Here is a 15681-nt window from a genome sequence, read left to right on the forward strand (position 1 = left end):
TTCATTTTTTTATATTTTAAATGTACTTGCAAAAAAAAATAGGCCATAATTTTTGATTTTCAAAAATTAACTTGAAAAGTTTATTGTAATCTAAGTTTGAACATTATTTGTTTATACAAAAGAGCGTTTTTATTTTTAGAGTAATTTAGAATCCTTATGTTTAATTAATCTAAAAAGAGAATTTATATATTTGTATTGTGATAATAAATTTAATTATATTTATGTATAGCCAAAAAACAAACCGAGCCTTTTTTAGTTTTTTACCATATTTATCCTTTTTAATTGTATTTGCAGATTTATGCTACCTCTTGAAATTGATAACAGTAGGCCCTTAGTGCTGCTCTTAATCCTTTTTTGGCACGTGATAAAATAAGCTTCAAAGATATATGCTTAGGAATATCTAAATATGATATTATCTCTTTAAAACATGGAATGAATATATCAATCATATCTTCTATTCGATAAGCTTCTTTTTTAGCCTGATATTTACGTAATCACTTTAGGAGATTGCCATTACCTGTATGTATACAATAAATCGCTACAAACATTTGTAAAATTAAGTATCTATCTAAAGCTTTGCTGGATATGACTTGGTATACTTGCAAAGAAAGATAATTTTTAGCTTTTCTAAAATAGGTTTCGATTTCCCATCTGTTCGAATAATAATTTAGAATTTCTTCATTGCTTAGCTCCCTATCTGTGCAAATAAAAGCTTTTGCTTTAGATATATCTTGACCTTCCTTAACAAAAATAAGAACAAACGCATTGTCAATAAAATTAAGATTACCTTCATATCTATAAACACTATAATTTTTTTTTTAATGGTAACAACTTTTTTATCTGTATTTTTTATAAAATTTAAAAACATTTTATTTGATTTTTAATGCCTAAAGGACAAATAACAATATCGATTCTTAATGCACCTATAAAATTAAATCCTTTTTTAAGCTTGTTTCGATGATCTTTTTTGAAATATACCAGGAATCTACGCAAACATATGCTTTACTATCTGGCTCGGGCGCACTAGATATGATATTGCAAGAAGTATCCATTTTATTGATTTCTGTTTTATTAGCACGTTTAACTTCTATAGGATAGCTTAAACCATCTGTATGTAAAATAGCTTAATGACCATATACACTCCTTTGAGCTAAATTAGAATAATGATAACTTGCTGCTTGCATAGGGTGTTCAGCTAATAATGATGGCTTTTTCTTACGGCATACTGTATCGTCAATTATCAGAAAGTAAGGTTTATTTTTTCTCTTAGCTTGATGGATAAATTCTTTATAAGAAACATTTTTCATGGCGTCAATAAGTATTTTTTCATCCCATTTTGAATTAGTCATCATATGGCTTATCGTTTGTCGGCACCTATTATAAAAGCTTTTTTTATGAATATCCGACAAAGTTCCGTTAAAATTTTTTGACAAAATACCATCAATAATCTGCAAAATATGATTAAAACCAGATGAAGTAAATTGGGATATTAACCCCAATTTACGAAAAAATTTGACCAAATGAGATTTATTTGTTAACCTACAATTAATAGACATTCTTTATCCTCATGTTGGTTTTTTTTAGGACACTTATATTCTACACAGGTGATAGAGGAATGTCTATTTTTGTTTGTAAAATCTTAAAATATAATATATTGTAAACTTTGTAAATATAATCATATTTTATTATTTTTATTAATAATTTAAATTTTTTTGCTTTTTTCGCATGTACAGTTTTAACACTATTAATGGAATCCAAAAAAAAATATCCATTATCCTGTAAGTACTGGAAAATGAAGTAAAAAGTTGAAAATGAGATTTTAAGAAGGAAAAAAGGTATAAAAACAGACATACCTTTCTCCTCTGTATAAGATATAAGTACCAAAAATAAAACATGCGGAGAGGAAAAGTATGTCTAATAAAAATAATTTACCACAAAAAGAAGGTTTGAGAAAATTTTTTAAAGAGTGGAATCTATAAATCTATTTTACCAAGCCGTCTTTAAAAAATATTACAAATATGGTAGATGGAATATTATCTGATGATGGACTTGTGACTAAACTTTAATTCAGGGTGTATTTAAGACTAATAAAGTGTCTTAAAAGATATTATTATCACTACTTTAATGATTATATTTTATCGTAAGCGTTAAAATATAAATAAAAATCTTTTAATCAGGGGACTAAGTTTTACTTACTTTTCCTTTATGCTCTATCTAATTATTTAGATTTAAATAATTACTAAAATTATATTAATTTTACCTAGCTGACTGCTTATGTAAATTGACTGAATTTTTTAATTTCTATTTTTGGATTTTATATAGATTTTTTGAATTTATTTAAAGATAAATGATGATTGAATATTGCTGAGATTAGATCAAATTGCTTCGAGAAATTTTTAATTTTATTACGATATCTATTAGCAATCAGCTTGAATATTTTGAGCCATCCTATAACTCTTCAAACTAAGGATCTTTCTTGGGATAAAATATGGTTATAGTCTTTTTCTGCTTGGCTTAAAACTTTGTATTTACTGTTTTGATACGGTATTTTTGCATACAAATGATATTGATTTAGGCCTTTAAAACCTAAATCACCTATCAAAGTTGCTTTTTCTGATAATGGTATATGTGATTTTTTGTAAAGATTAAAATCATGTACACTACCAGGTGAGAAATTTGTGTGGCCAATAGAAGCTGTTTAAGCACAAATTGCAAGGCAAGACTTCATTGTAGGATACTTTTTTCTTCCATATTCATATTTTTTATTATCTTTTTTTGGTCTTTCTATGCGCACTTCAGTACAATCGAATATAAACAAACCAAATATGAGAGATAAAAAGTATGGGCTCTGATTTGCAGGATATCTTTTGGATAATACTTTTTTGGCTATACCTTGTATCTTTTGTATAATGTTATTAACCGTGATTTTACTAATAACAAAAATTTGTGCAATCATTATATTCATAAGCCCAAGAAAAAAATTATAAAAAAATAAGTATACTTGATTTTCAGGGTCGTGGATATTTTGCCTTCCACCCTTTCTTTTGGTCTTTAAATCTATTTTTCTAACTATATTAAATATTTTTTCGAAGATGCTTTTATCTACACCGACAGAAGACATGAATTTGCTTTCATCAAATGCTGCTATTTTGGAATATTCCATATTTAAGTATTTAAATTTAGATTTATACATATATGCTTAATCCTCTCTTTTAAATATCAAATTTTATAGTAGTATATATCAAAAAAAATCACAATGTTATATTGATATTGTGATTTTTTTTGATATATACTACAATATTAAATTCAAAAATATTATAAAGAGATAAAATTATTTTATATAAACTTTTTTTAGCATGAACTTAAAAATATTAATAAAATGTATGCATTTCGATATATAATTATCAATATTCAAATAATTAAAACATTAGTATTTATATATCTTAAAAAATATATCAAAGGCAGCTTTATTGTTTATTTTAAGCTTTTTTAATAAAATTTTAAAATTGACAATAACTACAAATAATCTGTACTAATCGGATATATTAGTATTCTTGGACAAGTCCAGCATTTATCTAAAGATAAATTCAAAAAATCTATATAAAATCCAAAAATAAAAATTAAAAAATACAGAAAATTTACATAAGTAATCAGCTAGGTTTAATTAATATAATTTTAGTAATTATTTAAATCTAAATAATTAAATAAAGCATAAAAGGAAAATAAGTAAGACTTAGTCACCTGATTAAAACATGTTTATTTATATTTTAACACTTACGATAAAATATAATCATTAAAGTGGTGATAATAACATCTTTTAAGACACTTTATTAGTCTTAGATACACCCTGAATTAAAGTTTAGTCACAAATCCGGTTTTAAAGGTACATTGGCATATATTCATCGTGAAAGCCTGCATAATCAGGATATAAGAAGCATTATCTATATGCTTTCAAGTTTTAAATAAAATTAAGAATTTTTAAACAGGGTAGTTCGTCAAGTTTCTTATGAGGAAATCAAAACGCAAGCTGAGAAAAATGACCAACCAATCTTTTGTATAATTGACGATACTATCCGTAGAAAAATAAAGCCCTCTTCACTGGCGTTTAATTTTATAGAAGGAGCTAGTTTTCATTATTCTTCATTAAGATAACAAACAAGTTTATGGGAATGCTGTTCTTCAAGCTCTGCTGCGTACTGTTGATTTGATATATCTATTTTCTACAGAAAGATATGTCCCTAAAAAAAGAAAAAACAAAAGAAATTAATATAGCAGTTAATATGATTAATAAATTGCCTTAATTATGTCCAAAAATATATTTTTGGATTGATTCTTGGTGTGTTTAAAAATAGATGTTTGACACAAATGCTAAAAAAGGTTGTTATGTTATTGATGGATTAAAAACAAATCGCATTTTTTATCCACAAGGAATTAAGCAATCCCTAACTGAATTTGCTCCCCATATGAAAAAGTCAGATACCTATGTTGGGGCCATCAAAAATGGCCTTTATAGGGTATATCTTTATGGAGGAAAGCTTAATAACATTTATAATGCTGTTGTTATCATTCATCGAGAAGATGGAAAAGTTTTTTATCCTTCTAATTTTTACTTCATTTTCCGGCATGTACAGAATTAATATAAACAGACCTGAATATAATTAATATTTTGGCCTATTTATATTTTTATTTCCCTATAATTTCAAACAACAGATTTAGAACAGAAAACATATAATAGAATAAAAAAGAAAAAATTACTCATAAAAACTTAAATACAAAATTAGATATAAGTAATCTTTATTTTTACAACCCTTTTTTATGGTAAATTAGAATTAAGAACTATCAAAATATGCCTGTACATCTTTTGGAAAAGCCTAGTGCATTAATGGGTAGTATATATATTATTCTTAGCCCTTTTATTTGATGTAGTAGCAATTGATGATGAAAGCCCAGAGCTGACTTGAAGCCGATTAAGGTCTCGATTCCCATTCACTACCGATTCCCTATTAGTTACCCGATTAAGATTTCTACTACTTACCGTATTCTCAGATCTAGTTTGAGATCTAGAAGGATTATGATTCCTCTGAATCTTAAACTTTAGATTATCTAATTGATCACGGGCTTTACTCGCTACCGCAACAGGTGACGTGGCAATTTTAAACCAAACAGGAACTTTTTCCCGATCAGGTGTATCTCCATAGCTATATTTACGTTCAACTGTAGGTTTAGGATGATTCCTCGGTGTCTTTTTGCGGATCCAATTAGTTAGCTTAGAGTATTGCGTACGAACTTTATCTGCTAACCCCAAAGGTGCTAGGACAACCCTCAATAATAAACTTCTTTGATCTCGAATGCTCTCTCCAGGATTTCTGCTTTTAGCAGATGAACAAAGCCCCCCTGATGATCGTTTACATATATTATGCCCAGGCGATCTATCAATTAATGGTCTAGACTTATTAGTATTAGTAGGCCATTTAAAATTTAATGGGGTAAATTTATTGTTATTTGGGCTAATTATAGAAAATAAATATAATAGGGCATTCATAATTTTAAAAGGACGTTGCTCTCTTTCTTCTTTTTCTAATTCAGCTGTTTGTTCTAGATATAACTTGTTAATACGAGCACCATATATTGATTTTTCCAAATTCTTATCAGCCTGGTCCTTAGCAGTTTTTAAATCATTTCCTAGTAGTTTTTGCCAGTATGAATAGTCACCAGTAATATCTAGACTAGAATAACGTCCAACTTTATTTTTAAAGTAAGAAACAAGTTTTTTAAGAGCCTGGGAATTTCCCTTTTCCTTGTCAAGATAGTAATTGTTAATAACCTTTGCATATTCAGGATTATCAGAAGTTAAAAAATCATGAATTGATCCATCAAATGAAATTTGTTCAATATCAGGCTTTGTCATATCTTCATAAGTATAAAGAATCCTCTCAGAGATTTTTTTATAGGCCATATCCGAATTATACCCTAACAAAGATATAATATTATTTAGATTACCTATGTAATAAATATCTTGATACTTATCTGACAAAAATTTCTTGAAAGATTCAAATACATCTGACTCAGCTTTTTTTAAACTTTTAGTTTTTTCCACTTCATCGTGGTTAACCGACTGTATAAGTTTATAATAATCTTTGAGATCTGAATCTTTTTTAGAATCTACAAAGCTTAGAATTCGACCATAATCTTGGAGGTTTTTCTTCTGATCATACTTCATACCTTCGTTTGCATAAAAAATCTCATCTTGTATATTTGAAATGCCCAATCCCTTATTATGCCCCACCAATTTTCTCAATTCAGAATTATCAACAAATTGAATATCGGAAAAACATGTTTCCTTTAAATAATAATTAATAGCCTTTTTGAGATTATTAATATTATCATCTGGTTTGTTGTAATAGTCTTTTAATATTTTTTGTATATTAGAATCTTCTGATCTTAAAAACTTCAAAACATTGCTATATAATCTAGTATCCTTAGGATTTTTGCTTTTAATATAATCGATCTTAGATTTTATATTTAAAATGCTCAATCCCTTATTAGTACCTAATAATGTTTTCCATCGGGAATTATCATCCGATGTAATCTTCGATAAACCTTCAGACTCCTGAGAAGCATTAAAAGCATCTAAGAGTTCCTTCATATTATTAGAATCATCGGGTTTTTTGTAATATTTGTCTATTTGTGTTTTTATATAAGGATCTTTTGATTTTAAAAACTTTAAAACCTTTCTATCTAATCTAATAGCATCATAATTTCGGCTCATATAAGATACATTTTCAATACCCGATTCCTTAATAGGTCCCAATAATGATTTTAAATAATAAACAGCAGAATTCCATCTAATCGACTGTAAACCTTTTTTATCAAAATAAGCATTAAGAGCTTCTATGATCTTCTCCATATAGATGTTAGCATTAGTTTTAGCATTGAGGTTTTGGTAATAGTCGTTTATTGTTTTTTGTATATTAGAATCTTCTGACCTTAAAAACCCCAAAACAGTGCTATATAATTCAGTATCCTCAGGATTTGGGTTTTTAATATAAGAGATCTTATCTTTTAAATTTTTAATACCTAATTTCCTACTACTGTCTAATAATGATTGCAAATAATAAACAGCAGAATTCCATCTAATCGACTGTAAACCTTTTTTATCAAAATAAGCATTAAGAGCTTCTATGATCTTCTCCATATAGATGTTAGCATCGTTGTCAGCATTAGTTTTAGCATTGGGGTTTTGGTAATATTCTTCTATTGTTTTTTGTATATTAGAATCGTTTGAGTTTAAAAACTCCAAAACAGTGCTATATAATTTCATACTATCAGGATCTCGACTTCCAAGATAAGATATCTCAGCTTTTACGTTCGCGATACCTGATTCCGCATTAATACCTAAGATTGGAAAAAATCTATCCGGGTCAGCAAATACAGACCAGGAGACACCTTTTTCAGACATATATTCATTAACAGCATTTAAGGTTTTAGTTTTAATACCAGAATTCGATAGATTAGAGTAATATTCGTTCATTATTTTATTATTTGATTTTAAAAAATTCAAAAGATCTAGCCATATTCTAGTATAAATAGGATTTTTGCTTCTTCTATATAATAGACTATTATCAGGATTTGTTATTTCATTAGGGTGGTGACTATTATCAGGATTTGTTATTTCATTAGGGTGATGACTATTATCAGGATTTGAGCTTTCAAGATCAGCTATCTCAGCTCTGACCTTTGAAATACCTGATTCCTCATTAACATCTAAGAGTGAAAAAAATCTATTCGGATCATCAAATTTATCTTTGGAGACACCTTTTTCGGATATATATTTATTTGCATAATTTAAAGTTTTAGTTTTAATCTCAGTATTCGATAGATTAGAGTAATATTCGCCCATTATTTCCTTAGAATCTTTTGATCTTAAAAAAGCCAAAAGATCTAGCAATATTCTATTATCATCATTTTTTTTGATTTTAGTAGCATCTTCTTTAATCCCTGAAACATTTTGATGGAATTTATCACTATTATTAGTGTTTAGGATTTCAATATTACCAAGCTTATCTGTAATAATAGATTCCTTATTATTGTCCAATAATGTTCGCAATCGAGAAGTATCATCCAATGTAATCATCGTTAAACCTTGGTTTTTAAGATAATCATTAATAGCAGATATGAGTTTTTTCATATTATAATAATCATCAGGATTATCGTAATATAACTTTAGTATTTTTTGCAGCCCAGAATCTGCTAATTTTAAAAACTTTAAAACATTGCTATCTACTGTAGTATCATCAGTTCTTTGTATTTTATCAGAATCTTGTGAATTATCCGTAATATATTTATTAGATTTTTGACTATTATCTGAACTCCCTATCAAATTATTTTTACCTTCCGATATCTGTACAAAAACAGTCTGTGAAAATAACAAAACCAAAAATGGGAAATTAATCCATAATTTCTTATTTCTATGATTCATCAATTATAATCCCCTATTTGCAATTTTTACATCCTAAACAAATTATAAATGCAATTTTTACGATATGTATAAATTTAATTACAAAAAATATATAGTATTTAGCAAAGTTGTTGAATATTTATTTTAAAAGCTTAAAAATAAAAAAGCTCCAATTATATTTTATTTTTAGCTTTTTTATACTTTAAAAAATACTATAATGAGTTTAAAACATGCTCAATTAATAAAGTTGTTTTTTAAAGAAATATATATTATCATTAAAATAAATTGCAATATTAATATAAAAAGAGCAATCAATATGAATAATATAGTTTTATAATATATAAACATAGAATATCAGAAAAATAATCATTAGATTCAGGGGTATTTAAAATATCAATAGAAATTATTAAACCAACATTTTTAAGTTTAGTCTATGCATTTTAAAAAAAATCTTAAAAAAAGCATAAAGGTGGAAGGCCTAATAAATTAGATTCAGAAAATCAAGTATTATTATTCTTTCATAGCATCCGATGAGATTATACATATGAAAATATCCCTTTTGATTTTTTGGTTGATCAAATTAATGCTTGGAGAACTGCAAATTATATAGAAGATATATCAAGTATTATATTCTCGCTTACTGGACTGTAATTATATAAATGATCCAAATATATGCTACGTAAATACAAAGACCTAAAAAAGATCAAAAATCCTATTTTTCTGGCTAGAAGAAGAAACATACATATACAAATTGGCTTATAATTACTTTCATAAGCAAAAAAATTTTGATAAATTTTTATAAAGGTAGTATGAATGATTTTAATATGTATAAACACTTACCTATTAATCTACTAGAATTCGTGAATTTAATAGCTTATGCTGGATTTCAAGGCATGTCTAAGTATCATTTTAATGCAATTATATACATAAAAAGAATCAAACTCAAACCTTTAACCATAGAAAGTGCGATAAACAATTTAAATTTTTCACGACGCGGAATACCTGTAGAACATGGTATAGGTTTTTTGAAAATATTTAGGATTATCTGCATATATTCTTAAACACAATAGAAAGTTTTTAATAACAATTTAATGTTATAATTGTTATTTATAATTATTATTTGCAAATCAAAATAAATGGAAAAATCAAAAAACAGATAGTCTATGCTTGTTATTTGGCTAGACTATAATTTTATTATATTTGACACTTAAACATACATATAAAATATAAAGGGAAACTAAATTTAAGGATTAGCTTATATTTTTTGATACTTTAATATTATCGATAAATTTTAAATTCAATAACAAGTTCTTATTGTATCTTATAAACCAAATTATGCAGTTTATCTTCCTATAATATCTTTTTTGCAACAATTATATTGGGGGGCTAGAAAAATAGATTTAAAGAACCAAAAAGAGATGGGAGGCCAGACATCCCCGACCCTTAAAATTAAGTATACTTATTTTTTCCTTGGACTTACTAATAGGATGATTGCACAAATTTTTATTATTAGTAAAAACACTGCTAATAGCATTATACAAAAGATACTAGTTATCGTCAATAAAGTATTATCCAAAAGATATTCTGTAAATCAGTTTGCATATTTTTTATTTCTAATATTTAGTTTGGTTATCCTTGATTGTACTGAAGAAGTGTTCATAGAAAGATCAAAAAGAGATAATAAAAATATGAATCAAGAAGAAAAAAGACCCAAAAATGAAGTCTTTCGTTGCAATTTTTGCTGAAGCAGCTTTGATTGGCTACACAAATTATGTACCTTGTAGTGTGCATAATTTTAAACTTTTTAAAGATTAACATATTCCGCGGTTATCTAAATCTGCTACTTTGGACTTGTCCAAGAATGCTAATATAGACGATTAGTGCAGATTATTAGTAGTTATTTTCAATTTTAAAATTTTATTAAAAAAGCTTAAAATAAACAATAAAGCTGCCTTTGATATATTTTTTAAGATATATAAATACTAATTTTTTAATTATTTGAATATCAATAAAATATATCAAAATTCATATATTTTATTAATATTTTTAAGTTTATACCAAAAAAAATAAGTTTATATAAAATAATTTTATCTCTTTCTAATATTTTTGAATTTAATATTGTAATATATCAACAAAAAATCACAATATTAATATAACATTGTGATTTTTTGTTGATATATACTACTATAAAATTTGATATTTAAAAGAGATGATTAAGCATATATGTATAAATCTAAACTTAAATACTTGAATATGTAATATTCCAAAATAGCAGCATTTGATGAAGGTAAATTCATGTCTGCTGTCGGTGTAGATAAAATCATCTTCGAAAAAATATTTAATATAGTTAGAAAAATAGATTTAAAGACCAAAAGAAAGGGTGGAAGGCAAAATATCCTCGACCCTGAAAATCAAGTATACTTATTTTTTCATAATTTTTTTCTTGGGCTTACGAATATAATGATTGCACAAATTTTTGGTATTAGTAAAAGCACGGTTAATAACATCATACAAAAGATACAAGGTATCGCCAAGAAAGTATTATACAAAAGATATACTGCAAATCAGAGCCCATACTTTTCATCTCTCATATTTGGCTTGTTTATATTCGATTGTACTGAAATGCGCATAGAAAGACCAAAAAAAGATAATAAAAAATATGAATATGGAAGAAAAAAGTATCCTACAATGAAGTCTTTCCTTGCAATTTGTGATGAAACAGCTTCTATTGGCCCCACAAATTTCACACCTGGTAGTGTACATGATTTTAAGCTTTTTAAAGATTCGTACATTCCATGGTTATCTGAATATGCCACTTTAATCGCTGATTTAGGCTTTCAGGGCTTACAAAAGCTATTTCTTTTACCATATAAAAGAAGTAAGTTAAAGAATTTGACTCAGGAACAAAAGGAATATAATCAAAAAATTTCTCGTAAAAGATCATTGGTAGAAAGAGTTATAGGTTGGTTAAAAAGATTTAAGATTATTTCTAATAGATATCGTAATAATCCTAAAAAATTTCCAGAACAATTTGATTTAATATGCGCAATGTTTAAGCTCACCTAGCTTTAGGGAAATTCCAAGAATTTAAAGAAGATAAAAAAGCAAGCTAAATAGTAAAATTAAAAATTCTGACAATTTACATATATATTAGTTAGGTGCTTTTAATAGAATTTCATTGTTTATAACTACAAAAATGACAAATTAAACCTATTAATAAAATCCCTAAAACAAAAATCTTCGTTTTTTTATATTTTAACACTATTTATGGAATTTAAACACAAAAATAGCCATTATCATAGCTTTTTGTGCATTAAATTAGATTCTTAAACACGCTTTAACATGGGTTATTGGACAAGCTAAATATTTTGGGCCATCCTATAACTATTTAAACTAAGGATCTTTCTTGAGATAAAATATGGTTATATTCTTTTTCTTCTTGGCTGAAAACCTTGTATTTACTGTTTTGATACGGTATTTTTGCATACAAATGATATTGGTGTAGGCCTTTAAAACCTAAATCACCTATCAAAGTTGCTTTTTCTGATAATGGTATATGTGATTTTTTATAAAGATTAAAATCATGTACACTACCAGGAGCTTAATTTGTAAAATAAATCTTGGCAGTTCTAGGCAAATTAAAATTAAAGGATTTCTTACTTGTTTGTTTTTTAAGTCCAGATAAATAGGGTTCATAATTTACTTTAGGACGTTGCATGCATATTTCTGTACAGATAATATTCCAACTACCATATGTGTAATATTATTTACAAATGGCTTGATAAAATAGGGTGATAGCTTCCATTTTTTAAAGCATTTGCTCAAACCCTCTTTTAGCGGTAAATTATTTGTATTAGAAATCCTTTTTATACTAAATGTGTTTTGTTTTGGATACTTACAAAGAAAAGGGAATTATGGCTATTTTTATACCTATTTTCCTTCCCAAAATCGAATTTACAATTTTTTACTGCATTTTCCGAAAAGTACAATTTATTAATTAAACATGTTTTAAAAGCGTTATAGTATTTTTTTAAAAATATAAAAAAAATAAAATATAATCAGCGCTTCTTTATTTGATTTTATATCACGTATTCAAAGCCATTAAACAGCATAAAGGGGTTTAATTAAAAAATATTATTCCTTTTATAATTATCTGATTTTAATTTATATACCAATATTAGTTGTAATAAATTTTTATTTTGATTAATTAATTTCTAAAATTAAATCAGATGGCAATAATTAAGTAAAATCTCATATATTATACTTTTGAAACATGTCTCATAAATGAAAAGTAAAAGCAATCCTAATTTAATTTTAAAAAAAACACGGATTGCTTAATGAGCATTTGCTTTAGAAATATTTATTTTAAAATTTTTTTTTTGAGATTATTGAATTGTAAACGCAATAAAGATGGCAAAATACCAAACCATCTTTGTGAAAATGGTTCTTTATGAACATCTCCCCTTTTTTGCATTGTTCTTTCAATAGAATAACGTAAAAGATCTTGGAATTTCATTATACTATTCACCTCACCACTATTCTAACCAAAAAATATAATAATTAAAATCATTTCATAAATTTAATCTAAAAGATGTATATGGCATTTAAATCTATGGATTAGGTATATTTGACAACCATCTTTGCAATCTCCACCAACTTATAATACAAGATGCCACAAATTTAGGTGATTTACTGGCATCAATAACATAGTCAGCCTTAGCATAATAAGAAAGCCTTTTCCAAAACAAAGCCTCCTGTTGCATAGGCGTACCTTTAAGCATGGGACGTTGCAAAATTTGTTTTTCCAGACGCGCTCGAATAATGGGCCAATGAACACGAAGATGTACAATAAATCCTGCCTGATACATCCTTTTTCTATTAAGAGGGTTTATCATCATACCACCACCAGTCGCAATCACCGATGTAGGTGATTTTAGCAACTCATAAAGTATTTCTTGCTCTAATGATCGGAACGCACTTTCTCCATATTTTTTAAAAAAAGCAGAAATCTCCATCTGTGTATTTTGTACAAATATTTGATCTGTATCAAAATGTGGTGCTTTCATCTTCTTAGCAATAATAGGAGCTAAAGTACTTTTACCACTTCCCATAAAACCAACTAAAATGAGATGATGTTTCACCATGGGATCAGGTAAAAATGATTTACAGGGCAGTTTTCCTCATCCACCTTTTTATTTTTTATTTTTTATTTTCTTTGTTTTAATACTGTTCATTTAAAATAATTCATATATTCTGTTTTATAATTCTTTTTATATCTTTTATTTATTATTTTATTTCATTAAATAAAGTGTGTTTAGTGCCATTTCTACCAAAAGCTGTTGCTTGGAAGTATTGTTTATCCGCAAAAGTGATTTCTTGTATATAAACGGGATAATTCATGATATTTTTATAAAATGGTAATCTATCTCCCGTCTGGAATCTGACGTATATTAAAGCATTTTCAGCCGCATATCGCAAAAAATCACCTTCAATATAGAGGTTGATGAAGCGGTTTATATACCAAGATGAACTTATTAAAGTCAAGCAACTGATAAAAATTAAACTTGTCCATATACCAACCATAGGGGTGAAGAAACCATTAGGTAAATATGCTCTCTTGTGCAAGCGTATATCCCCCTATCGTAAAAGCCATTTGAAATGGTACGTCCATACGTCTCTTTATATCTAGTAATGTTAATTTAATTAAAAAGCCCTTTGTTAAAGGCTGAAAAATAAGGTCTTTGATATCAGAAATGATAATTCCCCATCCCTGAAATTTGGCTGAATCATGTGCTATTTGACGGATTAATTGTCCATTTTTAAATGTATAAGATACTTTTGTATTATTTGGGAATTCACAAATAATACTTTGTAAATTAACATATTTTATATCTTTAGCATAGCGCAATTCATCTTTTAAAACAAGGAAGCTACTTAAAGTACGCATTATTATTTGATTTTTCACTGTATTATGATAAATATCATTGTTAAATGTTTGATATATCATCAAAAAAAAAGGTAAAAAAAAACAAATAATTGTTAGGGCTAAGATAGCCTCACTTAAGAGGAATCCTTTAGATCTAATATAAGGATCGATTTTTGTTCGATACCTAAAGGATCGCGCCAATTTACTTTTACGGTAATACGCCATAAATTAGCCCCACTTTCCTCGATTTGGGATAGTAAATTATAGGTTGTAAAAGCATGCCATTTACTTGATATAGAAAAAGTATCGTATCGAATCTTTTTTTTAACATACCTTTGTCCTTCTATAAAAGCTTGCATTGTTAAATGAGCTTCTAGTCTCAATTGTTGAGCCACGTTTTTTTGTTGTACCCATATCTTAAGTTGCCAAAAAGCAAGTAAACTTGTACTAAAAATAAAAATAGACATGGTAAAATCAATTAACCAAAAACCTTTTTGGCCTTTGTTCATAATTGTATATGAGCAGGTATTATGTTTATATTAGCTGTCGAAACGTTGATTACTAACTTACCGGCATAATTATGATTTAAATATAAATATATACTACCTCCGCGAGATATGCCGTTTTTGCTAAAGGTAATTCTATTACCAGGGAAGTTGCTATCAAATTTATAAGTATCTGACCAATGATATACTTGTAATAAGTCACCTTCACACCATATATAACCTGCTTTAGCTAACAAAATAGTAACCTTACACTGCCGAACCATGGAATGTAATTTGGCTTCTAAAATAGCAGCCGTTATTTCTTGTAAAGCTTTCATTGAAGAAACTTTATGGATCATGTTAGCAGATATATTTAAATAAAAACTCAAAATTAACATACAAATTGTGAGACTAATCGTCGATTCAATCAGCATTGTACCACGTTCTGACTCTCTCATTTACAGCTTATCCGATTTTGCGGTGTCTGTGTCATAGACTGATCTACACTTAAAATATATTCTCCATTATTTAGAGGACAAGTTGGTTTAGCGCGCAAATATCCTTTTTGAACCAGTTCATCTATAGATTGCGGATTTTTTCCTTGTTCAAAAATATACTGATCTATTTGCGCCACGATCAGTTGTCGATTCACATCATCAGCTCGTTGATTAGCTTTATCCATTGCTGTTTTAAAATTAGGCATCGCTAATGATAAAAGTAAACCCATGATAACTAAGACGACGAGCATTTCTAATAATGTAAAACCCGCTTCTTTAGGATAGATAACTTTTTTAGACATAGAGGTCATCTCC

Annotated in this window: 16 protein-coding genes; 2 read left to right on the top strand and 14 right to left on the bottom strand. The window is 27.2% G+C overall.

Annotation, left to right across the window (positions count from 1 at the left end):
- Positions 1–296: 296 nt before the first annotated feature.
- The 6 genes from VS182_RS00360 to VS182_RS00385 all read right to left on the bottom strand — a co-directional run bounded on the left by VS182_RS00360 (position 297) and on the right by VS182_RS00385 (position 3193).
- Complete coding sequence (locus VS182_RS00360; RefSeq protein ID WP_479484582.1) at positions 297–449, bottom strand: hypothetical protein; 153 nt, start codon at positions 447–449, stop codon at positions 297–299.
- 45 nt (positions 450–494) lie between these two features.
- Complete coding sequence (locus VS182_RS00365) at positions 495–773, bottom strand: transposase (RefSeq protein WP_479492799.1); 279 nt, start codon at positions 771–773, stop codon at positions 495–497.
- A gap of 150 nt (positions 774–923) precedes the next feature.
- Positions 924–1052: a hypothetical protein gene (locus tag VS182_RS00370; RefSeq protein WP_479484583.1), complete on the bottom strand. Its 129-nt coding sequence runs from the start codon at positions 1050–1052 to the stop codon at positions 924–926.
- A gap of 72 nt (positions 1053–1124) precedes the next feature.
- Positions 1125–1556 (bottom strand): hypothetical protein, encoded by a 432-nt coding sequence (locus VS182_RS00375; protein ID WP_479488714.1) that lies wholly within the window; start codon positions 1554–1556, stop codon positions 1125–1127.
- A 902-nt stretch (positions 1557–2458) separates the two neighbouring features.
- A complete protein-coding gene (locus VS182_RS00380; RefSeq protein ID WP_479484585.1) occupies positions 2459–2602 on the bottom strand; it encodes a hypothetical protein in 144 nt (47 codons plus the stop codon).
- A 96-nt stretch (positions 2603–2698) separates the two neighbouring features.
- Entirely contained in the window at positions 2699–3193 is a 495-nt protein-coding gene (locus VS182_RS00385) for a hypothetical protein (protein WP_479492591.1), read from the bottom strand.
- A 1159-nt stretch (positions 3194–4352) separates the two neighbouring features.
- On the opposite strand from VS182_RS00385, the gene VS182_RS00390 reads away from it, so the two are divergent.
- Positions 4353–4637, top strand: a complete 285-nt coding sequence (locus tag VS182_RS00390; RefSeq protein ID WP_479484587.1) for a hypothetical protein — start codon at positions 4353–4355, stop codon at positions 4635–4637.
- A 242-nt stretch (positions 4638–4879) separates the two neighbouring features.
- Here VS182_RS00390 and VS182_RS00395 read toward each other — a convergent pair whose 3' ends face one another.
- Complete coding sequence (locus VS182_RS00395) at positions 4880–8479, bottom strand: hypothetical protein (protein ID WP_479492592.1); 3600 nt, start codon at positions 8477–8479, stop codon at positions 4880–4882.
- 2274 nt (positions 8480–10753) lie between these two features.
- On the opposite strand from VS182_RS00395, the gene VS182_RS00400 reads away from it, so the two are divergent.
- Complete coding sequence (locus tag VS182_RS00400; protein WP_479492593.1) at positions 10754–11524, top strand: transposase family protein; 771 nt, start codon at positions 10754–10756, stop codon at positions 11522–11524.
- 1294 nt (positions 11525–12818) lie between these two features.
- On the opposite strand, the gene VS182_RS00405 is transcribed toward VS182_RS00400, so the two are convergent.
- From VS182_RS00405 to VS182_RS00435, 7 genes are all read right to left on the bottom strand, one after another.
- Positions 12819–12986 carry a hypothetical protein gene (locus VS182_RS00405; RefSeq protein ID WP_479492594.1) on the bottom strand — a complete coding sequence of 56 codons (168 nt, stop codon included), beginning with the start codon at positions 12984–12986 and terminating at the stop codon, positions 12819–12821.
- A gap of 82 nt (positions 12987–13068) precedes the next feature.
- The gene (locus VS182_RS00410) at positions 13069–13599 is read right to left on the bottom strand and encodes a shikimate kinase (protein WP_479484591.1); all 531 of its coding nucleotides are present in this window, start codon (positions 13597–13599) and stop codon (positions 13069–13071) included.
- 145 nt (positions 13600–13744) lie between these two features.
- Positions 13745–14083 (bottom strand): hypothetical protein, encoded by a 339-nt coding sequence (locus tag VS182_RS00415; RefSeq protein ID WP_479484592.1) that lies wholly within the window; start codon positions 14081–14083, stop codon positions 13745–13747.
- Complete coding sequence (locus VS182_RS00420) at positions 14058–14465, bottom strand: hypothetical protein (protein WP_479492595.1); 408 nt, start codon at positions 14463–14465, stop codon at positions 14058–14060. Before VS182_RS00420 ends, VS182_RS00415 begins: the two co-directional genes overlap by 26 nt.
- Positions 14466–14518: 53 nt before the next feature.
- Positions 14519–14851, bottom strand: a complete 333-nt coding sequence (locus tag VS182_RS00425; protein ID WP_479492596.1) for a hypothetical protein — start codon at positions 14849–14851, stop codon at positions 14519–14521.
- Between the two features lie 38 nt (positions 14852–14889).
- Positions 14890–15327: a hypothetical protein gene (locus VS182_RS00430; RefSeq protein WP_479484595.1), complete on the bottom strand. Its 438-nt coding sequence runs from the start codon at positions 15325–15327 to the stop codon at positions 14890–14892.
- Positions 15324–15668 (bottom strand): competence type IV pilus major pilin ComGC, encoded by a 345-nt coding sequence (locus tag VS182_RS00435; RefSeq protein WP_479484596.1) that lies wholly within the window; start codon positions 15666–15668, stop codon positions 15324–15326. The genes VS182_RS00430 and VS182_RS00435 overlap by 4 nt, the downstream gene beginning before the upstream one ends.
- Between the last annotated feature and the right edge of the window lie 13 nt (positions 15669–15681).

Source organism: Pasteuria ramosa, assembly GCF_056496785.1.